This window comes from Paenibacillus sp. J31P190, assembly GCF_059692075.1.
In genome coordinates this window covers 256,475-278,289 of record NZ_JCAUAS010000003.1, presented here as the reverse complement: position 1 = coordinate 278,289, position 21,815 = coordinate 256,475, and the positions used below count along the sequence as shown (strand labels likewise).

16 protein-coding genes are annotated in these 21,815 nt (G+C 46.0%); 8 read left to right on the top strand and 8 right to left on the bottom strand.

The window, feature by feature from the left end:
- Positions 1-12: 12 nt before the first annotated feature.
- The 4 genes from AC58U0_RS08355 to AC58U0_RS08340 all read right to left on the bottom strand — a co-directional run bounded on the left by AC58U0_RS08355 (position 13) and on the right by AC58U0_RS08340 (position 2,666).
- On the bottom strand, positions 13-1,089 hold the full coding sequence (locus tag AC58U0_RS08355) for an alpha/beta fold hydrolase (protein WP_497378532.1): 1,077 nt from the start codon (positions 1,087-1,089) through the stop codon (positions 13-15).
- A gap of 170 nt (positions 1,090-1,259) precedes the next feature.
- Entirely contained in the window at positions 1,260-1,613 is a 354-nt protein-coding gene (locus AC58U0_RS08350; protein ID WP_497378531.1) for an MmcQ/YjbR family DNA-binding protein, read from the bottom strand.
- A 21-nt stretch (positions 1,614-1,634) separates the two neighbouring features.
- Positions 1,635-2,294: an NAD-dependent epimerase/dehydratase family protein gene (locus tag AC58U0_RS08345; RefSeq protein ID WP_497378530.1), complete on the bottom strand. Its 660-nt coding sequence runs from the start codon at positions 2,292-2,294 to the stop codon at positions 1,635-1,637.
- Positions 2,295-2,339: 45 nt separating this feature from the next.
- The gene (locus AC58U0_RS08340; RefSeq protein ID WP_057307433.1) at positions 2,340-2,666 is read right to left on the bottom strand and encodes a winged helix-turn-helix transcriptional regulator; all 327 of its coding nucleotides are present in this window, start codon (positions 2,664-2,666) and stop codon (positions 2,340-2,342) included.
- 139 nt (positions 2,667-2,805) lie between these two features.
- Between AC58U0_RS08340 and AC58U0_RS08335 the strand changes: the two genes are divergently transcribed.
- The 7 genes from AC58U0_RS08335 (at position 2,806) to AC58U0_RS08305 (ending at position 13,487) form a co-directional block, all read left to right on the top strand.
- Positions 2,806-3,975, top strand: coding sequence for an MFS transporter (locus AC58U0_RS08335; RefSeq protein ID WP_497378529.1), 1,170 nt, complete (start codon positions 2,806-2,808; stop codon positions 3,973-3,975).
- 159 nt (positions 3,976-4,134) lie between these two features.
- A complete protein-coding gene (locus AC58U0_RS08330; RefSeq protein WP_497378527.1) occupies positions 4,135-6,117 on the top strand; it encodes a methyl-accepting chemotaxis protein in 1,983 nt (660 codons plus the stop codon).
- 407 nt (positions 6,118-6,524) lie between these two features.
- Positions 6,525-7,487, top strand: a complete 963-nt coding sequence (locus AC58U0_RS08325) for an ABC transporter permease (RefSeq protein WP_497378525.1) — start codon at positions 6,525-6,527, stop codon at positions 7,485-7,487.
- A 15-nt stretch (positions 7,488-7,502) separates the two neighbouring features.
- Positions 7,503-8,390 (top strand): carbohydrate ABC transporter permease, encoded by an 888-nt coding sequence (locus tag AC58U0_RS08320; RefSeq protein WP_497378523.1) that lies wholly within the window; start codon positions 7,503-7,505, stop codon positions 8,388-8,390.
- 78 nt (positions 8,391-8,468) lie between these two features.
- On the top strand, positions 8,469-10,091 hold the full coding sequence (locus AC58U0_RS08315) for an extracellular solute-binding protein (RefSeq protein ID WP_497378521.1): 1,623 nt from the start codon (positions 8,469-8,471) through the stop codon (positions 10,089-10,091).
- A gap of 34 nt (positions 10,092-10,125) precedes the next feature.
- Positions 10,126-11,895: a cache domain-containing sensor histidine kinase gene (locus tag AC58U0_RS08310; RefSeq protein WP_497378843.1), complete on the top strand. Its 1,770-nt coding sequence runs from the start codon at positions 10,126-10,128 to the stop codon at positions 11,893-11,895.
- Positions 11,889-13,487 carry a response regulator gene (locus AC58U0_RS08305; protein WP_497378520.1) on the top strand — a complete coding sequence of 533 codons (1,599 nt, stop codon included), beginning with the start codon at positions 11,889-11,891 and terminating at the stop codon, positions 13,485-13,487. The genes AC58U0_RS08310 and AC58U0_RS08305 overlap by 7 nt, the downstream gene beginning before the upstream one ends.
- Positions 13,488-14,450: 963 nt before the next feature.
- Here AC58U0_RS08305 and AC58U0_RS08300 read toward each other — a convergent pair.
- Complete coding sequence (locus tag AC58U0_RS08300) at positions 14,451-15,725, bottom strand: MFS transporter (protein ID WP_497378518.1); 1,275 nt, start codon at positions 15,723-15,725, stop codon at positions 14,451-14,453.
- 168 nt (positions 15,726-15,893) lie between these two features.
- Between AC58U0_RS08300 and AC58U0_RS08295 the strand changes: the two genes are divergently transcribed.
- Positions 15,894-16,475, top strand: coding sequence for a TetR/AcrR family transcriptional regulator (locus tag AC58U0_RS08295; RefSeq protein WP_497378517.1), 582 nt, complete (start codon positions 15,894-15,896; stop codon positions 16,473-16,475).
- Between the two features lie 57 nt (positions 16,476-16,532).
- Here the strand turns inward: AC58U0_RS08295 and AC58U0_RS08290 are convergent, their stop codons facing one another.
- The 3 genes from AC58U0_RS08290 to AC58U0_RS08280 form a co-directional block, all read right to left on the bottom strand.
- Positions 16,533-18,209, bottom strand: coding sequence for a type 2 periplasmic-binding domain-containing protein (locus tag AC58U0_RS08290; protein WP_497378515.1), 1,677 nt, complete (start codon positions 18,207-18,209; stop codon positions 16,533-16,535).
- 108 nt (positions 18,210-18,317) lie between these two features.
- Positions 18,318-19,925 carry a response regulator transcription factor gene (locus AC58U0_RS08285; RefSeq protein ID WP_497378513.1) on the bottom strand — a complete coding sequence of 536 codons (1,608 nt, stop codon included), beginning with the start codon at positions 19,923-19,925 and terminating at the stop codon, positions 18,318-18,320.
- Position 19,926: 1 nt separating this feature from the next.
- Positions 19,927-21,741 carry a sensor histidine kinase gene (locus tag AC58U0_RS08280; protein ID WP_497378512.1) on the bottom strand — a complete coding sequence of 605 codons (1,815 nt, stop codon included), beginning with the start codon at positions 21,739-21,741 and terminating at the stop codon, positions 19,927-19,929.
- Positions 21,742-21,815 lie beyond the last annotated feature (74 nt).

Below are 21,815 nucleotides of genomic sequence, written 5' to 3'. Positions count from 1 at the left end.
TCATTAAACTTATTATATAGTCTTCTCAAGTTGAAGTGAAATAGCATCCTTATTGCTTGCCGAGTCTACAAGCGGACATATCCTCATCCTAAGTTCATCTAGAAATTGCTCTGTTCGAGCAAAGGCTGCGAGATGGCCCGCATTCTGGATAAGAACGAATTCTTTATGAGGTGCTTTAATATCAGCGAAATAGGCTTGGGCTAATGCGGTTGGTGTTATGGCATCAGTATCACCTTGGAAGATGAAGAATGGTAAATCAAATGCTAACCCGAGGTTGCGGACGTCAAAGGCCATGAGTTCATCAAAAAGAAGGTCCAAGGAGAAGTTCATGCCTTTGAAAATGTCTATAATATCGAGAAGGGTGTGGCCAGGCGACGATAGAATAGCAGGAAGCATGATGTCCATAATCATATTAGGAACCTTTGTAATAGATTTAATGATCCATTGGTTCATTTCATCGAAGTCTTTGCGGCTCCACTTCGAGGGATCAGGTCCAATTCTCTCGATCGCCAGCATGCCCTTTTTGTTCCCAGCAGCGCGAAGTCCTTCCAGTGTCATCTGATATGACAGATGTTCCGGATCTGGGCCGACGTTCTGATCAGTCCCGACATAGGCGTGGAAGAGATCTGGTCGGCGCTTAACCATCATGACTCCAATACAGCTGCCCACAGAGCTGCCAACAAGAATAATTTTTTCTTGATTGAGATGCTTACATAGGAATTCGGCAACCTCGAGTCCATCCTGTGCGAGTCTGGCAAAAGTAATTTCTCCGCTCCCATTCACGCCATTCCTGCGGAATGTCTTACCTGCACCGCGCTGGTCCCATTGGACGATGGTAAAGTGCTTCTCCCATGAACGCAGTAATGGAGTGAAGACGGTATAAGTTGATGCGGGACCGCCGTGTATGAAGAACAGCACGGGCTTGCTGCGATCTTCCCCGCGAATGGTGATCCACTGATCAATGCCGCCAATCTGAATGAAGCGTTCCTGGGCGATGCCATTTGGCGTATGGAAGATAAGCTTCTTAGCATTTCTACGCTGATTTAGCATCCGTAGGAGTAGATCGCAAACTAAATGTTTTTTATTCATTCGTGCACCTCGCTCCGATATTTTTAAATGAATAATTCATTCATCAATAAATTATATCTGTAGCTTAATTCATTTTCAATCCGCAGTCAATAGGTTATTGCCTATGCAAATAATAAAAAACGCTTGGGAACCCAAGCGTTAAGCGGCTGTTTATGTAAGTAAATCTAGTTTTAACTTTTACCCTTAGATGTTTCATTAAACGCTTTTACGATCTTCTTAGGAGCTACAAGGCTCCAAGCCAGCGTAAGCATATTACGACATTCCTCAGGATGGACACGATCCATTCGAACAATCATGAACGCTAAGTTTTGGAAGCTGTCTGGCATCTGATAAACATCAGGATCCATCGTGGTGTAAGCCGCTCGATCCTCTTTGGTCGTTTTTATCACAAGAGACACACCATCTGGTTGGATAACAGCAAAAATTTTGCTGCGTACACGAAAGGAAGGCTTTTCCCAATGGTCATGTTCTTCCGATTCCGGTAATGACAGCGCGATGCTTCTAATTTCATCCGTAGTAACCATGATTGTCACCTCGAATTCTTCTCAAATGAGATTGATATCACTGCTCTCAATGATTGATTCTGGATAACCTTGCTTGGCAATTTTGATCATTGCGCGTCCGATCTTTTCTGAAGTCGTAATCGAATTCGGGAACCATTTTTCTAACAAAGGGTAGAGTGGTTTCGATATGGTGTAAATACTCTGGTACAGTTTAGTCTTGGACTTGACGCCGTGCAATGGAAGAATGCCTCCTGGACGGAACATGTAAGCTGACTTAAAAGGCAGTTTAAGCAAGTCATTCTCCGTCTTTCCCTTCACCCGTGCCCACATACTGCGACCCTTTTCCGTACTATCGGTTCCCATTCCTGTTACATAGAAGAACGACATGTTAGGGTTCAATCTCACTAATGTCTCAGCAACATGCATGGTAATATCATAGGTTATTGCCCGATATCGGTCTTCGGTCATACCCGCGGAAGACACACCAAGGCAGAAAAAACAAGCATCGAAGCCCGACAGTTTATGCTCAATGACAGATAGATCCAGAAGATTAGCATGTACCTGTTCGCGTAATTTGGGATGATTCTGACCCGTGGTGTTTCTACCTACGGCTAGCACGCTATGAACTTGAGGATCAAGAAGGCATTCGCGCAGTACGCTCTGTCCGACCATGCCCGTAGCTCCGAAAAGAAGGATCTTCAATCTATCACACCTTTCACTTCAATTGTCTCAAATTTGCGTCAATGGTTATTTGCTTTCCCATCTCTTGGCCCATTTATCCATTTCTTTGAGAGCGGTCTGAAAATCAATTCCTTTTTCCGTTAATGAATATTCTACCATGATGGGTACAGTAGGAGTTACTTGACGTAGAACAATCCCGTTCTGCTCTAAATGCCGCAGGACATCCGTTAAGGATTGTGTCTTGACGATCACTAAATCTCTATGAAGCTGTTTAAATCGTTTCGGGCCTTTAGATAGCTCCGCGATCACAAGGAATGCCCATTTCGCACCAAGTATGGTCAATACGGAACAGATGTTAGAGAAGTCATGCACTTCTTCTTGTAAAGGTTCCATGTGTCTGCACCTTCTTACTTATCGTTAGTTAGTCAAAATACTTGGATAATGTCCAAATACTTTGCCTTCTTACATTATTTTCGTAACCTTATTATACTTCAAGAAAACGATCACGGAATAGCAGAAAGGAATGAATCGAATGAATCGACTGTCTATCTACATCCTTGCTCTAGGGGTATTTCTAACGGCGACCTCCGAGCTGGTTCTTGCCGGAATTCTTCACGTCATCGCTGAAGACTTAAACATTTCTATCGCTCTTGCGGGGCAGCTAATCACAGCCTATTCTCTTGCGTTTGCGATTGGAACCCCCATTGTGGTATCACTTACTTCCCGGATGGGGCGCAGGAAAGTGCTGCTCGGCTCACTGGCTGTATTTATCTTGGGTTGCCTAGCTTCTTTTGGGAGTTCAGAGATTTCGGTCTTAGTGGTTTCTCGTATTATTCTTGGGGTAAGCGCAGGCGTCTATCTTGTTGTAGTGTTTGGAGCGGTTGCCAAATTAGTGCCTGCTGAGAAACTAGGAAGTGCGATCGGCACGATCGTTCTTGGGTTTAGCAGCGCTATGATCTTAGGGGTCCCGATTGGAATTGCCATTACCAACTGGTGGAGTTGGCAAGCCATTTTCATTATTTTAGGCTTATTCAGCCTATTAATTACTTTCATAATCTTCCGCCTTCTACCAGAAATTGAGGGGGACGCACCGGTTCCATTCGGGCAGCAATTTAAAGTGTTGGGAAGTCTCGTCATCGTAAGCGGTTTGTTCCTCACCTTTTTTAGGGAATCGGGTAACTCGATTTTATTTACGTATCTGATGCCATTTATGCAAGACGTCCTTCATGTGAATGCCTCCAACATAAGTATCATTATGCTTGTTTTCGGTATTTTCGGAGCCATCGGATCTCGTTTAGGCGGTTATGGCGTTGATAGATGGGGAGCGGCTAGCATCATTACGCTGAGTATTATCGTTCATGTAGCAGCTTTAGCTCTCCTGCCTTTTTTTTCCGAATCATTAATTATCAGCTTAGTGTTAATCGCCCTTATGGTGTTCTCCATGTTCGTGACCGGTCCAGCTATCCAAACGTATTTTATTCAACAAGCGCCGCAGTCATCCAATCTCGTTCTCAGTTTGAATACATCCATCATTCATTTGGGAATAGCGATGGGAGCGGGAGCGGGGGGAGTGATGGCGAACGAGACTTCGACTGTCTTCTATCATCCATGGATGGCAAGTATCATTGTAGCGCTCGGGTTGGCGGCTGCCTTCGTCAGTTTTAGGGTAGGGAAGAGGGGTCAAAGTTATAGTCCTGAATAATTCTTGCCCTCCGTAACTATCCTTACAATTTACACAATGCTTGTTAGATATCTAACGGGAATCTAATAGTAATTAAACAATTCATCCAGAAGACTTTTAACATGTTCCGTATAAGATTGAATTCATGAATCTATTTTAGGCGATAAGAGGAGAATTCAATTGAAATTAACCATGAAATCATTCCGAATGTCATTGCAGAGCAAACTGGTTATTTCATTCGCGGCTATTTTGCTTATTCCTTGTTTAACGCTAGGTTGGTTTGCCTATGAGACCTCCAAAGATAAAGCAGAACAACAAATTATGGAAGCAACGACCGAAAATGTTAAATCGTTAAATAAGCTGATCGGCGAATACATCGAACCGATCCAAAAGGATGTCGATTATTTGGCTGAGAGCTTGCCTAATAAGCTGAATAGTACTAATGGGGAACCGACTGTCAAAAGTTTAATAGCCAAGTTTCAAGCGGTTCACCCCGAACTGGACTCAACGTATGTAGGGACATCCGAAGGTATTATGATACTTAACCCTGAGGCAGCGCTGCCGGAAGGTTTTGATCCTCGAAAAAGACCCTGGTACGAAAATGCGTTGAAGAATAAAGGTAAAACGATCATTACCGATCCTTACGTCAACGCGACAAATGGTGAAATTGTCATTACGCTAGCAAGAATGATGGCGGATGGATCCAAGGTCATTGGAGTTGATTTGAATATGACCGAGTTTGCCAAAGAAGTGTTAAAAGTTAAAATCGGAGAAAATGGCTATATGTCCATTGTCGATAAGTCAAAAACATATCTCGTACACCCTACTGCAAAAGCAGGATCTCCGGTACCGGTTACTATCTCCCAGCCCATGTTTGCAGCGGACGAGGCTGCTTTCCAATTCCAACAAGAGGGGCAAGCGATGAGATCGGTATTCGTAACGAACAGTTTAACGGGCTGGAAATTAACGGGTACAATTTCTCTTCAGGAAATTAAGGAAGAAGCTTCGAGTATTTTGAAAAATACCTTGTACATTGTCTTGATCGCTATGATCATTGGTGCTGTATTGATTTATTTCATTATCCGATCGATTATCGTTCCTGTAAAAAGCTTGATTACGGTATCGCAACAAGTTAGCGAAGGTAATCTGTGTGTTCGAGTAAAAGAGACGAGAGCTAAAGATGAAATTTCAGAGCTTGGACGTACTTTTAACAAGATGATTGATTCGTTGAAGTCGGTATTAATGGAGGTGAGCGAAAAATCGAGCATGTTAGCGGCTTCATCAGAGCAGCTTACGGCGAGCTCGGAGCAAACGTCCAATGCAACTCACTTCATCGCTGAAAATATTGGGCAAATGGCTGAAGGTGCAGAGAAACAAGTTGGAACCGTCAAGCAAGGGGCGCGAATCGTAGACGAAATGTCTAAGGATGTCTTAGAAATCGCTTCTAACGCTCAAGCGGTTTCGGATAAAGCAGCGCAAGCCACTCGTATATCCATGGAAGGCAATGTGACGATCCAAAAAGCTGTAGTTCAGATGAACTCCATAAAAGGAACCGTCGAAAGCTTGTCTCATGTCATTCAAAATCTAATGAAACAATCGAATCAAATTGAAGGGATTGTCTCTCTGATAGGTGATATCTCGTCACAAACCAACCTGTTATCTTTGAATGCATCGATTGAAGCAGCCCGAGCGGGAGAACATGGCCGAGGATTCCAAGTCGTTGCCAAAGAGGTGAAGAAATTGTCGGAGCAGACGGCAAGGTCATCTAATCAAATCATCGATATGATTCAAATTATTCAAACCGAGTCGCAGCAGGCCGTTACATCCATGGATGAGACCTACACAGAAGTGACGGGAGGAATTGATATCATGAATAGGGCTGGAGAGTTATTTCGCCAGATTCAGCATTCCGTCGTAGAACTAGAAGCACAAATTCAGGCAGTTTCGGCATCCTCGCAGCTGCTTTCAAGCGGTGCAGAGCAAACGATTATGGCTATGGATACCATTTTCAATGTTGTGGAGAAAAGCGCATCGGCTACTCATAATGTCTCCGCAGCGGCACAGGAGCAGCTGGCATCGATGGAAGAAATCGCAGCTTCCTCAGAGTCATTATCTAAGATGGCTATTGAGCTTCAAGAGATAAATGAAAAATTTAAAACATAACGCAAAACCAAAGAAAACAAGGACAATCTTTAACGGGTTGTCCTTGTTTTGTGTTTTTAAATCCGAACAATTCTTTTGGCCCTAGCAGGGGCTTTGATCCTGAAATATCTAGAACTAAGCCTACTCTGGCGGTCAAGTTGGTCATCTTTTATTTTTCCAAAGTGATCTGAACGATTTTCTTGCGTAAATCGAAACTACCGTTCACCTCTTGATATCTTGCGCTATCTCGGCTTTGGCAACAACTACATCAAGCAAACGTGCTCAGTTCTTTAATTTTTGGACATTTTATTGAAATGCGGTGCTATTTTCGGCTCTGGTTCGCACCTATACTTATTTATAGATAACATTTGTAAGCGCTTCATAAATGAAATGACAATATCGGATCGTTCCGGAGAAGGGGGAATTTCATGCAAGCCAGCAAGTTGACCATAACGGGACAAACTGTCGTAACGCCCAAAGGTGCAAGGCGCGGTTTCTGGCGGACGATTGCCAAGTATCGCTGGCTGTACATTCTCACAGCGCCGGGGCTGCTCTATTATCTAGTGTTTCATTATGCGCCGATGGTCGGCTTGGTTATTGCTTTCAAGGACTACAATCTAATGAAAGGATTCTGGGGGAGCGACTGGATAGGGCTGGACAACTTTCGGAAAATATTTAACTCGCCTGAATTTCCTCAGCTGCTCAAAAATACGGTATTGCTAAGCACTTACCGGATATTATTCAATATGTTTCCTGACGTTATCCTCGCACTGCTGCTGAACGAGGTGCGGGTCAATTGGTTCAAACGGATCGTTCAGACAATCACGTATGGTCCGCACTTCTTGTCGTGGATTATCGTTTACGGCCTTGTGTTCTCGTTCTTCGCGCCGGGATCAGGTCTTGTGACGACACTGTTTCGTGACATGGGCTGGGGCAGTATCGATGTCATGACGAATTCCAATTCGTTCCGGCCGATGCTGTTAATAACGGACGTCTGGAAAAATACGGGCTTCGGGGCGATCATTTATTTGGCAGCCCTGTCATCGATCAATCCAGAGCTGTACGAGGCAGCTGTTATGGACGGAGCAGGCAGAGGGCGTCAAATGTGGCATGTTACACTACCCGGCATACGTGATGTGTTCATGCTGATGATCATTTTGCGAATTGGACATATTTTGGATGCGGGCTTCGATCAGGTGTACATTTTTCTCAATGCCAGGGTGTACGATGTTGGCGACATTCTCGATACCTGGATATTCCGGCGAGGCATTGAGCAGCTGGATTTCAGCGTCCCAACCGCAATGGGCGTATTTAAGTCGGTGATCGGGCTCATCCTGGTGCTTGGCGCAAACAAGCTCGCCAAACGGTTCGGAGGATCGGGCATATGGTGACAGGAGGATGCTGACATGTCGATTGTATTAAAGAAAAGTACACCTGACAGGATATTCGATGTCGTTCTGTACGCAGGGCTAAGCTTGTTTTGTTTAGCAACTCTTTTTCCGCTTTATTATGTTTTCATCGTATCTGTTACACCCTATACGGAGGTGCTGCGCAGTGGTGGATTCGTGCTATTCCCCAGTGTCTTCACACTTGATGCGTTCCGGACTGTGCTGGGCAGCAATGTTGTGCCAAACGCGCTGCAGGTGACCATATTTATTACCGTAGCAGGCACCATGCTCAATTTGATCGCCACGACGGCGCTTGCATACCCATTGTCCAAAAAGTATTTGCCAGGCAGGAACGCCATGCTGCTTGCTATCATCTTTACGATGCTGTTCTCGGGAGGTCTTATTCCCGTCTATATGATCGTCAAAGCGCTCGGAATGATGAATACCTTATGGGCACTTGTTATTCCAGGTATGATTTCGTCATTCAATTTGCTGATCATGAAGACGTATTTCGAAGGACTGCCGCACGAGGTTGAGGAAGCGGCGAAGGTGGATGGCGCCGGCGATTTGGCAACACTGCTGCGCATTGTACTGCCGCTTTCGCTGCCGATTCTCGCGACGCTCACGCTTTTTTTTGCAGTCGGGCATTGGAATACCTATTTCGCCGGCATCATGTATTTGCACGAGCGCGAGTTGTACCCTCTTCAAGTCGTGCTTCGCAACATGATCATAGCGCCAAGCGTCAGCCAGGAGCTGTCGGTGCCGCAATCGGAATTGCAATCACTTCCTCCAGAAACAGTCAAAATGGCTGTAGTGGTCATAGCGATTGTACCAGTTCTGGTCCTGTATCCGTTCCTGCAAAAATATTTCATGAAGGGCATGCTGATTGGTTCGATCAAAGGATGACGTGTCATCCTTTACTGGTTTGCCTACTTAAGCAGCAAACGAACCAAATACAAAAAAACATTAGGAGGTCAAATGCGCATGAGAAAGACAACGACAATAACAGCGGTTTTGCTGGCAACGGCCCTAATCGCAGCAGCGTGCAGCGGTAAATCGGACGTTGGAACGAATGGCTCTCCTTCCGTTTCAGCGAAAGCGGGAGAGTCGCCTGCGGCCTCGGTGAAGAAGGAAAAGCTGGCGCTCACTTGGTTTGTCAACGCGGCTAACAGTTCGCAATTGCCCGCAGCGGACAAAGATTTCGTTAAAAAAGCAATCGCAGAAAAATTCAACGTCGATCTGAAACTTTTGTATATGGCGTCGGGACCTGATTATCTTAGCAAAATCAATACGATGATCGCTTCCGGCGACATCCCGGATCTGTTTTATATGGACGGACTGGAGTCAGTCAAGTACATCAAGGACGGCATAGCACGAGATATGACGAATCTCGTCACCCCTGAAGCGATGCCGAACTACTTCAAATATTGGATTTCGCCGACCGATCTGAAGCAGTACCAGGTGCAAAACGTTTTCAAACGCGCTCCGGTTCCGTATACGAAGAAGGTGTCTCGCTCGTATTACGTCCGGAAGGATTGGCTTGATAAGTTGGGCTTGAAGATGCCGGAAACGTACGATGAGATGGTTACCGTCATGAAAGCGTTCACTGAAAAAGATCCAGACGGCAATGGCAAGAACGATACCTTCGGCTTTTCGACAAGCGGTAACGGAACATCACTGCCATTCGATTTCCCAGAATTCATTAAAAACGGCCTTGTAGGCGATTTCGTGCTCGAAAACGATCAGTTTATCGATGTACGTACCGATATCCGGATGCAAAAAGTGCTGGATGACGTCCGCAAACTATTAGCAATGAATGTGGTCGATCCCGACTGGCTGCTAAATAAAAGCGGACAACACATCGAGAAAGCGACGCAGGGTAAAGTCGGCATCGTGCTATCGGCAGGGGGGAACGACGCCTATGACAATAATGCAAACGGCTTGCAGGTGAAGACGAAGGCAGTAACAGGCGTGGCGAATGTCGATTGGCAGCCGTTCCACATCGGAGCCAAGACTGGAACATGGGTCGAGCTGCTTCCGGGCAACCCATTCCTGATCAGCTCCAAAACGTCGGAGGAGAAGGCGAAGCGATCGATCGAGATTTTGGATTGGCTGGCCAGCGAAGAGGGGTACTTGCTAACTCAATATGGTATAGAAGGCGTTCACTACAAGCGTAATGGAAAGCAAATCGAACGGATCGAGGATGCATACAAGAGAGATGTTCTTGATAACGGCAATTTCCTCAATATTTATAATTGGTTTGCCAATTTTGTGCAGGGTCAGACAGATAAATTCGGCCTCGAGATTATCGACAAAAACATCACAGCACGGGATAAAGCAATTTCTGAGAAGCTGAATTCTTACAAGCTGCTGCCGTCGGTCGGAACCAGCCTGACAATCAAGGAAGGTATGGATTTGGCGACACTGCGTAAAAAAATGAGCGAATATCACATCCAAATTTTATTCAAGGAAAAAGATGCTTCCAATTGGCCCCAATACCGGGCTGAGCTGATGAACAAATACGGCGGCAAAAACATCTTCGGTTATTACGCTGAGCAGGTGTCGCAAGCATCTGGAAAATCGATCAAATTTATGAGTGATAACTGAGACGCCGCTTGACATTGGAAGGGACTGTTTGGCAATGTGGCTATTGCGTAGGTTAAGGAACCGAAGGTATACAGGAATCAGTAGGAAGCTGTTCGTTCTCGTCTTTCTATCGGTAGTGGGTCTGTTTTTCGCGATCGGGTTGTTCGGCTATCAACGGCTGTTCAATCCGATCAAACAAAACAACGAGGCTGTGCTTCAGGATTCAGTCGTACAGGTGGAAAATTATTTGAAAACGTTCATGAACAATATTCAAGGCCTACTGCTGCTTTTGTCCAATCCAGTTATTAACAACAGTCTGGGGAAAGAGGATATAGACAGGCTGCTGGAAACCATGATGACCCAGCACCGGGAGGAATTCGAAGCGATTTTCTTGATTGAGGGAGATGCTATTTCAAGCAGCTCTCCTTTTTCGTATCAATTCTTTGTTCCGGAAAAACAAGTTGTCGATATTGTGCGTGAAATGTCCGGTGACAGTGGTGTTTGGTGGAGTCCACCTTATCCATCGGGGGGAAGGCAATCGCTATCGGTGGCCAAACGGATCGATGCGAAGCGGATTATCGTGTTCGATTTGAATTTGTCCTCATTGACGGGTCCTTCAGTGGTACAAAACAAGGAAAAGGCTGTATTTCTGTTTACCGACCCCGGTCAGCCTATCGCCTTTAATATGCCGTTAACATCTCTTACCGCAATAAAGGAATATGAATCTATTGTCAGTCAACTGCAGTCTCTTACCGCTGCCAGTCAAACCTCTTACGATAGGGTCCACACGGAAACCTCTGCATATAAAGTGCTAAGGAGCGATCAGAATCGCTGGAATTGGATTGTTTTCTCGATCGTCAAGGAATCAGAAGCGTATCCGTTGCTAGCCTTACTGGAGCAGCAGATGGTGGTGGTGCTTCTTGTCGCGATTATCCTTGCGGCTTTCCTGTCCATGTGGATCGCTAGGTACATCCAGGTGCCAGTTGGCGCAATTACTCAGCAAATGAAGGAAGGAGCCCGAGGGGCACTGGACGCGAGGGTATCGCTCAAGCGCAACGATGAGTTTGCCTACATCGCCGATGCGTTCAATCGGATGATGGACAGTATTCAGACATTGTTTGATGATCTGCGATTGGTGGAGGAGAAGAAGCGGCAGCTCGAATTGAAAGCTTTGCAATCGCAAATTCACCCGCATTTTCTTCATAATACGCTGAGCGCGATCTATTGTTTGGATCAGGCGGGACGTGCAGCGGAGATGGCTGGCCTGCTGCGTGCCCTGACTGGCTTGCTGCAGTATTCGACGGACAAGACGGGTGATATCGTAACCGTGGAGGAGGAATTGCGACAGCTGGAGCAATACGATGTACTCATGAAGTTGCGGTACGGGGACGTCTTCCGGCTCGATCTCGTTGTACGCGACGAATCGCTCGTCGCCCCGATACCAAAGCTCACGTTGATTACGCTCGTCGAGAATAGCATTTTCTATGGACTCGGCACAGGCGAAACGAATCATATTATCGTGGCAGGTATGGCTTCCAATGATGGAGAAACGTTGCTAGAAGTGTCGGATACAGGCCCTGGCATCGAGCCTTCTAAGCTGAGATGCCTTCTCGCCGGTGTTCCTTTATTGGGGCGTCATAAAGGATTGAATAATTTGGGTTTGCGCAACATTCACGAGCGAATCCGGCTTCATTTTGGCGAGTCATACGGTCTAAGCTTTCCCGAGGAATCGGACGAGGGTCTGCTGGTTTGCGTCAGACTACCCGAACCGGATGGTCCTGAAGCATTCCAGGTTAAGCGTGAAGGGGGGGGAGAAGCATGCTGAAGCTGTTGCTGGTGGACGACGAGCAGTGGGTAAGGGAGCATTATTCGCAAAGGGTTGACTGGGCTTCTGCCGGTTTTACACTGATCGGACCAGCCTCCAGTGCAAAGGAAGCGATCCGCATCATGGAGCAGGAGAATCCCCACCTACTGCTAACCGACATCATGATGCCTGATATGGACGGACTGGAGTTAGCCGGTTATGTTCGGGAGAGATATCCGCAGGTCCATATCATGATTTTGACCACTTACGGCGAATTCGATTTCGCCAAGCGCGCTATATCGATTGGCGTCTCAGGCTACATGATCAAGCAGGTACAGGAGGCGGATCAGCTTCTGACAGCTTGTCGCAAGGTCGCCGAAGAGATCTACCGTGACATGGACGTGGCGCACCGGCTGCAGCTTCAAGGGCTTCAGCAGCGGCAAAGCGACTGGCATGAAAGACGACACTGGCTGGAGCGGATGTTATCTGCTCCGGCTTCCTTGGATGCACACCCACTGCCGCCGAGACTTGGCACAATCGAAAGGCAGTCGGGCTTCGTCGCTTTACTGTCCGTCGGTTGGAGCGGGCGCGAGTTGTTCGGAATCGCGAGTCAGCAGGGCGAGCAGGCATTACGTCTGCAAGCGGAAGCCGGACAAGTTATCGAGCGTCGGTACTTAGAGAGCGAGGATGATGGCAAAGTCGTCGCTGTTACTGTACCTTGGAGAAGCGACAGGCTGTTTGTGTTCATGCGCTTGCCGAATATCCATAGCGCTGCCGCTAGGCTCAGCTTACTTCGTGTGGAAGCAGTGGCTGTTCTGGATGATATACGTGCCGTAACTGGCGTTCCGGGGCATGCGCATGCCCTGCTTAGACAGACGGGCGAAGTGACTTGGACGGAGTTGGTCCGCGCTGGGGCGGATGGTCTGGACGCTTTCTTCTATCATCCAACGCCGATGATTTCCGACGTGGCGCCTGAGAGGTTCGCTATGATTCCCCCTTCGCAGTATCGGGAATGGGCTGCTGCGGTACGAAAGGCACTGCAGCAGCGTTCTGCCATCTCGTTCTGCGAGGCGATCACGCCGCTGCTGCAAGAGGGAGTTCCGCCCTTACGTCCTGCGGAGTTGATAAATGTCTCGCACAAGCTGCTTGATCCGACTTTGTCGGAAATTCCAGCTTCCGTAACGGAACGAATGGCCGATCTTGCATCGGTCGAGACCTGGGAGGAATTTGTCAGCTGGTGGGAGCAAACTTTCCAAGAGCTGGAGCGGGCATTCGGGGAGCATGTGAAGATGTCCTACCGCAAGGAAGTTCAAAGCATGTGCCGCCTTATTCACGAAAGATATGCAGAGGATATTCAGATTTCCGATCTTGCGGAGCGCGTACAGCTTCATCCTTCCTATGCGGGGCAATTGTTCAAGCAAGAGACGGGTGAGCATTTTACCGATTATTTGAACCGGTACCGAATGAAGAAGGCCGAAGAACTGCTGACACAGACGACGATGAAAATATATGAGGTGGCGGAGGCTGTTGGCGTAGACAATTATCGTTACTTTTGCAAGCTGTTCAAAGCTTATACGGGGTTTACGCCGACCGAATATAAAAAAAATCAATAGTTAGGAGACCGCCCATCCTCTTATTCCGGATGAATGAAATTATATTCTTAGTAGAATATGTTTAGAAGGGAGTCAATTTCATAATAAAGTCCGATTTTTCCAAGTATGGATTCGGGAGAAATACAGTTGAATAAGAGCCTTTAGAGACTGCTATCTCTTCATTTTCAGCGTATTTTGTAAAAATAAGAGTCCGTAGAGGCTCTTATCCGTTAAGTAAAGTGTGAACTCGGGAGAAAAGCAATCGGATAAGAGCCTTTAGAGACTGCTATCTCTTCATTTTCACCGTATTATGTAAAAATAGAAGTCCCTAAAGACTCTTAACGTTCAAATGAAGTGTGGATTCGATAGAAATATCGTCGGATAAACCTTAAGAAGCTAATTTCACTATTAAAGCACTATTTTCCCACAAGGCGCCATAATATCTTGGGTAGGTGACTGTTTTTGAATGCGCTATAAGTCCTTATGTAGCAAGGGTTTTGAATTACGAAATTGACTCGAAGGTGCAACTATTGTTACCTAGATCCCGCTTATCTCCCTACATTGTTGCATAATGGAGACCGTCGATTCATTCATCCAATCTAACTCTTTATTGAGGTGTCACTGTCTAGATCCCGCGATTCTCCCTTCGATGTTGCATAATGTACAACAATTGTGGCCTATATAGGCCATTTCACGACAAATGGGTTCAAATTGTTGTACAAACTACAACTTCAAGTTGCGAAATAGCCTTTGGGCGTGTGAATTGCTGTAGAGAATACAACATTAGCAACCATTATAACCAATTTGACCTCATGAAAGCTGGATGACTCCTAAAATCGAATTTTGGAGTTATGTCTACCAGTTGTGAGGAGGTGAGGAGGCATAATGAATGAATCGACAGTCTCGAAGGTGATATACCCGGCTCTGCTGCAGTTTGGCAATGGAACCGGGTTTTATGTTTTAACTCCTAAGGCTGGAAAGTTTCTAAGTCGTAGGCGTTATACGCCGGGTTAATCCCCAAAAGAGCAGGGCTAAGGCGCTTACTGAGGCACCCAGCAAGCATACGCCGATCCAGCCTGCATATGAGAAAACGACAGTTGAAGAAATTGAACCGACGGCACTGCCGATGGAATAGAAGATCATGTAGCCAGCAGTGAGACGGCTGCGTGCCTCCGGACGTACGTTCAAAATCATGCTCTGATTGGTTACGTGCACTGCCTGCACCGCGAGATCCAGAGCGACAACTCCGATTATTAATGCCCACAGTGAGTGCTCAGTTAAGCTGATAGGTAACCATGATCCTAGAAGCAGAACTAGAGCTATACCGGTTGTTCGCTGGCCTAATCCGCGATCGGCCAGACGTCCTGCCCGCGCAGCTGCTAGCGCTCCGGCAACACCTGCTAGGCCAAACGAGCCGATTGCAGTATGTGAAAGAGATAATGGCGGTGCGCTGAGCGGCAGTACAAGCGAAGTCCATAAAATGCTGAACGCAGTAAAGATCAGCAAACAGATGACGGCACGTATACGCAGTATTGGTTCTTGAATGAACAGAGTGAACATGGAACGCAACAATTGCGGATAGGATAGGGGAGCTTTTACTTTATCGTGGTGTGGCAGCATCCGAAATAAAGCGATAGCCACTAAAAGCGTCATTACTGCGGAGACATCATAGACGGCACGCCATCCAGCAAGATCCGTCAGTACACCAGCGATGGTACGCGCCAATAGAATGCCGATCACGACACCGCTTGTCACCAAGCCAACCACACGGCCGCGATCGGTCGGCGCAGCCAAAGTTGCAGCGAACGCGACAAGCACCTGTACCACTACAGCAAGCAGCCCTACTACAGCCATGCCTCCCAAGAGTACAGCGCTTGTGGGCGCAATGCTTACCGTGAACAGTGCTAATACGGAGACTAGCAGCATACGGACAACCAAGCGACGTCGATCAAATAGATCCCCAAGCGGCACAAGAAATAGAAGTCCCAATGCATAGCAAATCTGAGTGATTGTAATAATTATGCCTACGAACGAATGACTGATGCCGAACTCCTTAGCAATAATGTCGAGCAGCGGTTGTGCGAAATAGATGTTTGCGACAGCAAGCCCGCTGGCGACTGCTAACAAGAGCGTGGCCGAGCGTGAAAGCGATGAATGGATATCCGATTCGGATATGTCTGCCTCGCTTCGTACTTTTTTCACTTCTAGACCGCTTGCATCCCCGATAGTAACGACTATATGTTCTTCAAGCTTCTCCATTGTTCACGCTCCTTGGTTGAATTTAGTTTTATGAATAACATACTGACTGGTACGTTATTATGAAGAAAAACATACGACAATTGACTCTGATTGTCAACAATTTGACATTTGAATGCTAGAAAACATAAAATAATATCATACTGATCGTTATGGAAAGTGGGGGTTAATATGGCGAGGCTCCGTGAATTTGATGAGCAAAAGGCTTTAGACGCAGCTATGCATGTATTTTGGGAAAAAGGATTCGAGGCAACCTCGTTAAGCGATTTGACATCCAAAATGGGTATCCAGAGACCAAGCATTTACTCGGCATTTGGTGATAAAAAGGAACTGTTTGAAGCTGCGCTGCGCAAGTATACACAGTTTCACGCTTCTAATGTTAGAGCACGACTTCAAAAAAAGTCATCAGTGAAAGAAGCATTCCGTTCCTATTTTGAAAGTATAGTGGCTGAAGAATACGAGGAGGGGCCCAATCGGGGTTGTTTTTGCCTGAATACGATGGTCGAACTTGCACCTCACGATGCCAAATTTGAAATACTCACAAGAGAGCATCAGATGTATCTATCCGCTATATTTCAAGAAACGATTGAGCGAGGCATACGATCAGGTGAGCTTGATAACGCTACGAATCCATTAGCCTTAGCGCAGTCACTAGTCGTATCGTTAATCGGTCTTACGGTTATGATGAAATCACGTCCAGATCGCTCATTTATGAATAATTCTGTAGAATCCATTCTTACATTGCTCAAATAGGACGTAAAAAAACGGGCTATCGCCCGTTTTGAAATTGTAGTTTTCTTACGACAATATTTACTTTTTGGTTACTGACGTGTACCACTCGTTGACTTCCTTCGTTGTCTGATCACCGCCATTAGCCTTCCAACTAGCGACGAATTCATCAAACGCATTCACTGGCAATTTGCCATAGATGATTTTGTTGAATGTTTCCATTTCAGACTGACGCAGAAGGTTCCATTTCGAGATCATGGTCGGTGTCGCCGCACCGGTGAAATAGTTTTGCTTGCGAATGTCCATTTGTGACATGACGACTTTCGCAGCGTACCAGTTTTCAGGTTTGCGGAAATCAGCAATCTGCTTCTCATAAGGAGTTTCCGGTTTTTTGCCGTCTGCAAGCTTAACAAGCGTCTTCATATATAGATCCGGAATCCGCGCCGGTCCGGTTATGAATGTGAAGTCATTGCTGAAGTCTTTGATTTTATCTTTATCACTAGTCGGTTTTCCGTCCACGATGTCCCAATCATAGCCTTGGGCAAAGCCGTTTTCGAATTTGCTGCCGATTGGTGGGTTGGCCAAATTGTCAAGCATGTAGTTGTAATACAGGAAGATGGCTTCCGGATGTTTAGCGTCTTTATTAATCATGAAGCTGCTGTTCACGCCAGAATTTTGCCATTTCGTGCCTGCCAGTCCATCTGGACCTGCTGGAACTGGATAGGCTTTATATTTCGAATTTTTTACGTTCTTGATCAAATCCGGAGCCGGCCAGTCAGGAACCCAGTTTGCTCCAGGCAATACGCCTGCATTTCCTTTTGTCCAGATCTCAGCAGATTTACCTTCGTCCCACAGAGCTGCATCAGGATGAATATAGCCTTTGTTCATCCATTCTTGAAGCTTCGCTAGCGCTTTCTTGGCCCCTGGGTTGATAGACCCATATTCAAGATTGCCATTTGCGTCTTTGTTCCATTGCTCCTCAACAGAGCCGTATGCCCCGAACAGCCAATCGAGTCCGCCCATCCATGTGTTCGTATTGTTTTTCAAGGAAATTGCGAGCGGATAGACATCCTTAGCAGCAAGCCCGTCCGGGTTCTGATTTTTGAATTTGTCCATCACGTTCTCTAAATCTGCGATCGTTTTGGGAGCCGTAAGATTCAGCTTCTCCATCCAATCTTCCCGGAGCCATAACATCGTATCGTCATTGTCGGTATATTCCAGAATTGGCAGGTTGTACTTCTTGCCATTTCTCGTGAAAGGGTACCATAGTTCTGGATGTTGAACGGTATGGTCTTTCCAAGTTTTGTTGGCATACTTATCAAACAACGCGTCAATGGCAACAAACTGGCCTGAATCGATCAATTGGTTGGTTAGTACTGGATCCGTTGGTACGAATACGAAATCTGGCAGTTTCTCGCCGGATGCAATTGCAAGCTGAAGCTTCTGCTTATACTGATCCCCGCCAGCAGGGTACCAAGTATCTTTGTGCTTGATACCTAGCGTCTCCAACATCCAACGATCATGGACATTGTTTTCTTTGGTGTCGCCTTTGACGTACTTCTTTGGCGGGGCAAACATGACAACGGTGCTAATCTCAATTGGCGGATCGTATTTGCCTTTGGTGAATCCGGCATCGGATGCAGCGGTATCTTTTGAACCGGTAGTGACTGGCTTCTCACCAGACTTTCCGCTACAAGCCGAGATCACGATGAGTGAAGTGGCTACGAGCAGCAAGCATGATTTTTTGAGTTTACTCATTTTTGATTTCCCCCTACGGTGTAAAATTACTACAGTGTTAACTCTACCAACTTATTGGGGAAGGTATCTATATGATTATTTTAGTTTCCGTAAGACTTTGTTAGGCAATTAATTACCGTCTCTAAATTCTTGCGGTGTTACACCGAACTGGCGTTTAAACACTTTGATAAAGTAAGCCGGATCCAAATAACCGACTTCCGTGCTGATTTGATACACCTTTTTGTCGGTTGTTTTTAGCAAATGACAAGCACGCTCCATTCGCAGAGAGGACATGTAATCGCTTATCCCTTCACCGGTTTCAATCTTATAAATTTTGGATAAATGTGTCGGGTGCAAATTAACGTGGTCCGCAAGCGCACGCAGCGAAACATCGAGATGAAGGTTTTTCTCCGCAAAATCCTGGACTTTCTTTACATACAGGGATCGTATATCTTTGATTTCATTTGATGCATTCTCTTTTAGCTCGCCAAGCACGCCCAGAGACCACTTTCTAAGCTTGCTAATGGAAGAAAAAGCCTCTCCGCTCTGCAAGGATTCAATCTCAGATCCAATTAAGTTGGCCAATGTGTAGCCGTTCCGATGCGCTATATGCGTGAAGGAAGAAGCGATTGAAAATCCAGCCTCCATACAGTGCTCCCAGGATTCGGACCATCTATCATCAAGTTCCGCGAACACCGTCCCTAGTTTATCTTCCGCCGCATCCCAACGCCCGACCTCGAGCAGGTTAATCAATGTAGGTGGCATATGGATCGCATCCAAGGTTCCCTTCGAAACGTTTTGCTCGAAATCGCCAACCCGCATAACGAACTCCCGTTCGTCCCCTACAATTTGCCGGAAATAGGCCGATGCCTGTCTATAATGGTCTGGTAACTGGTCCGGAAATTGGAACCACTCCGTAATAACGATGGACAGAGATCCTTTTAAGAACTGTTTCACTTTATACTGAAGCTGCATAGCAAGCTTTTCTAAAATAGTTTCATTCCCAACCTCAGAATGATCCCCCTTGAGCTGAAGCAGAAAAGCAAGATACCCATGCTCTTCCTTAACCCCCCAGACTTCTGTAAATTCTCCGATAATCTCTTCGGCCATATTGATGATCGCATATTCCATCAACTGCTGCCCATTGTTTTTATATTGACCGAATTCTTCCTCCATACGGACGAGCAGGAGGGCACAATCGCCATAATGGAACGGTAATCCATAATTCTCTAGCTTCCGACTCCATTCGTCGATGGGCATGCGATGCCCCCGTAAGGCGTCAAGCAGCAATTGTCCGCGAAGAAGCGGTAAGTTTTCGCGAAGGGTGAATTGGGTGCGTTCATAGGAACTAACGCTTTCCCATTCCCTATTTAATTGATCGATCGCAGCCTTGACGGCGTCAAACAATTCGTTGTCGGTCGGCGGTTTAAGCAGGTAGTCTACTGCCTGATTTCGGACGGCCTCTTTCGTAAACTCAAAGTCGGAATGACCGGATAATATAATGCATTTTATTTTTTTGTCAAACATGCGAATTCGCTCTATCAGCTCTATGCCTGTCATTTCAGGCATGAGAATGTCTGATATGACAATATCGATAGGATGCGTCTCGAGGATTTGAAGCGCCTCATGCGCAGAATAAGCTTTATGGACCTGTTCGATGCCGAGCGTATGCCAAGGTTTGTGCATGGATAGGTTGTCTACCCAGTGAGCTTCATCGTCTACTATGATCATTTGCATATTACGTATCTCCTTGTATGAAGGGATGATGGCGATGTTCTTCTCCCGAGTTTATTTCCCAAACAATTTCTGTCTGAAATCCTCCAAGTAGCGATTTCGTGAAATAGAGATAAGAGTTATCTCCAAATTGATGAATGATCCGCTGGTTGGTGTTCCAAAGACCGCAGCCCATTTTCTCTTGTAAGGGCTCCCTCATTTTACGATTTAGCGCCATTTGCTGATCCTCCGTCATCCCTGGGCCGTCGTCATCGATATAAATCCTGCAGTAGCCGCCTACAATCTCGCCCGTGATTCGAATTTCACCCGAAGAATACGATTTCCCAACCCCATGAATGACGGCATTTTCCACAATCGGCTGCAGCAGCAAGCGCGGAACTTGTTGGTTCAGCAGCTCTTCGGGTATATCGATATGATATTCAATTCTGCCGTTACGCAGTTTCTGAATGTCCAGATAGTTGATGATCAGTCGAATTTCTTCGTCGAGACTAGCCGTTTCCCGTTCCATTCTGGTCGTGTAACGGTAGTATGCGCTCAGATTATACGCCATTGAAACGACTGCCTCTTCGTTCTTCATCTGGGCCATGTTAACAATGTAGCCTAGGCAGTTATAAAGAAAATGCGGATTAATTTGAGCCTGCAATTGCTTCAAAGTCGCATCCCTGGCCCGTAGTTTCTCATTGAGCACGTTTTCAATTAAACCTTGAATTTGCTGAGACATATCATTAAATCGATAAAACAGAAAAGAAAACTCATTATGTGCATTGGCGTTGATCCTTACTGAAAAATCCCCCCGCTGTACGCTCTGTAATCCGCGAATCAGCTTTCTAATCGGACGTTGAACGTTCCGGTAAAGCAGCACGGAGGAAGAAATACCGACTACAAAAAGCAGGACCATCGATAAATAGAATAGATTGCGGCTGAACGATATCGGACCCAAGATTTGATCCAGTGGAACAATGTCAACCAGATGCCAGTCCAATAGGGGAGATTTCACAGCACTAACCAAATAATTTTTATTTTCTAATCTCACGACCTTCTGCATCGTATCTTCCAGAGACTGTTCGTCCAAATAATGGATGAGGCTACTTGATAGCTGCGTGGACGCGCTGCGATTCAGTATAGGAGTCTCTCCCTTGTGGTAAAAGAAAGGATCTCCTTGACCTCCTGCCTTATAAGTGTCCAGCATATTTTGAATATTTTCATGACCAAAGCTGGCTTCAACCACCAAATTACTTCCACTAAGCGTATCCTGTTGGCCGAAAGAATCCGTATAGAACCAATAGAAGGACTTCGGATCACCTTTAGGCACCGTTTCGCCATCCCCATAAGTCCATTTTCCGGTCATATTCCTTTTCAAATACTTCTCATCGTATTCGGACGTTTTGATGGCATTAGAAATGGCCTCTTTGTTCTGTTGGGAATATACCGTGTATTTAACCGGCCATATGTTCATAATACCTGACTGCAGCACCATCTTTTCCTGAACCGCATATCTAGTCTGCATGCGATCATAGCGATCTTCCCAGATGTTTAATCCATTGAATTTCTGAACATTCGGATCTTTCGAAAAGGTCATGACAAAGTCCATCATTTGATTGATTCTCGAGTCAATTTGGCTGGATAGAAAAGAGAGCTGTTTGATATTAGATACCTGTAGCTCTTTGCCTATAACATTGAATGCGATTCTATTGGAATATGTAAAAACGATAATGATAGGGATGAACAAAATGATAATAAGACTGTTCATTTTGGCAAACAGACTAAACCTGGTACCGACCCTTCTTTTGACAAACGCAATACCTCTTTGCAGCTCCATAACCGATCCCCCCAGAAGATATCCCTAACAAAACCCTATCCATCCTAACATTGTCTTATAGTTTATGGGTAGCG

Excerpts from the sequence above, each read along its gene's own strand:
- AC58U0_RS08355 (WP_497378532.1), bottom strand. The coding sequence starts at position 1,089 with ATGAATAAAAAACATTTAGTTTGCGATCTACTCCTACGGATGCTAAAT.
- AC58U0_RS08350 (WP_497378531.1), bottom strand. The coding sequence starts at position 1,613 with ATGGTTACTACGGATGAAATTAGAAGCATCGCGCTGTCATTACCGGAA.
- AC58U0_RS08340 (WP_057307433.1), bottom strand. The coding sequence starts at position 2,666 with ATGGAACCTTTACAAGAAGAAGTGCATGACTTCTCTAACATCTGTTCC.
- AC58U0_RS08335 (WP_497378529.1), top strand. The coding sequence starts at position 2,806 with ATGAATCGACTGTCTATCTACATCCTTGCTCTAGGGGTATTTCTAACG.
- AC58U0_RS08325 (WP_497378525.1), top strand. The coding sequence starts at position 6,525 with ATGCAAGCCAGCAAGTTGACCATAACGGGACAAACTGTCGTAACGCCC.
- AC58U0_RS08320 (WP_497378523.1), top strand. The coding sequence starts at position 7,503 with ATGTCGATTGTATTAAAGAAAAGTACACCTGACAGGATATTCGATGTC.
- AC58U0_RS08315 (WP_497378521.1), top strand. The coding sequence starts at position 8,469 with ATGAGAAAGACAACGACAATAACAGCGGTTTTGCTGGCAACGGCCCTA.
- AC58U0_RS08310 (WP_497378843.1), top strand. The coding sequence starts at position 10,126 with ATGTGGCTATTGCGTAGGTTAAGGAACCGAAGGTATACAGGAATCAGT.
- AC58U0_RS08305 (WP_497378520.1), top strand. The coding sequence starts at position 11,889 with ATGCTGAAGCTGTTGCTGGTGGACGACGAGCAGTGGGTAAGGGAGCAT.
- AC58U0_RS08300 (WP_497378518.1), bottom strand. The coding sequence starts at position 15,725 with ATGGAGAAGCTTGAAGAACATATAGTCGTTACTATCGGGGATGCAAGC.
- AC58U0_RS08295 (WP_497378517.1), top strand. The coding sequence starts at position 15,894 with ATGGCGAGGCTCCGTGAATTTGATGAGCAAAAGGCTTTAGACGCAGCT.
- AC58U0_RS08290 (WP_497378515.1), bottom strand. The coding sequence starts at position 18,209 with ATGAGTAAACTCAAAAAATCATGCTTGCTGCTCGTAGCCACTTCACTC.
- AC58U0_RS08285 (WP_497378513.1), bottom strand. The coding sequence starts at position 19,925 with ATGCAAATGATCATAGTAGACGATGAAGCTCACTGGGTAGACAACCTA.
- AC58U0_RS08280 (WP_497378512.1), bottom strand. The coding sequence starts at position 21,741 with ATGGAGCTGCAAAGAGGTATTGCGTTTGTCAAAAGAAGGGTCGGTACC.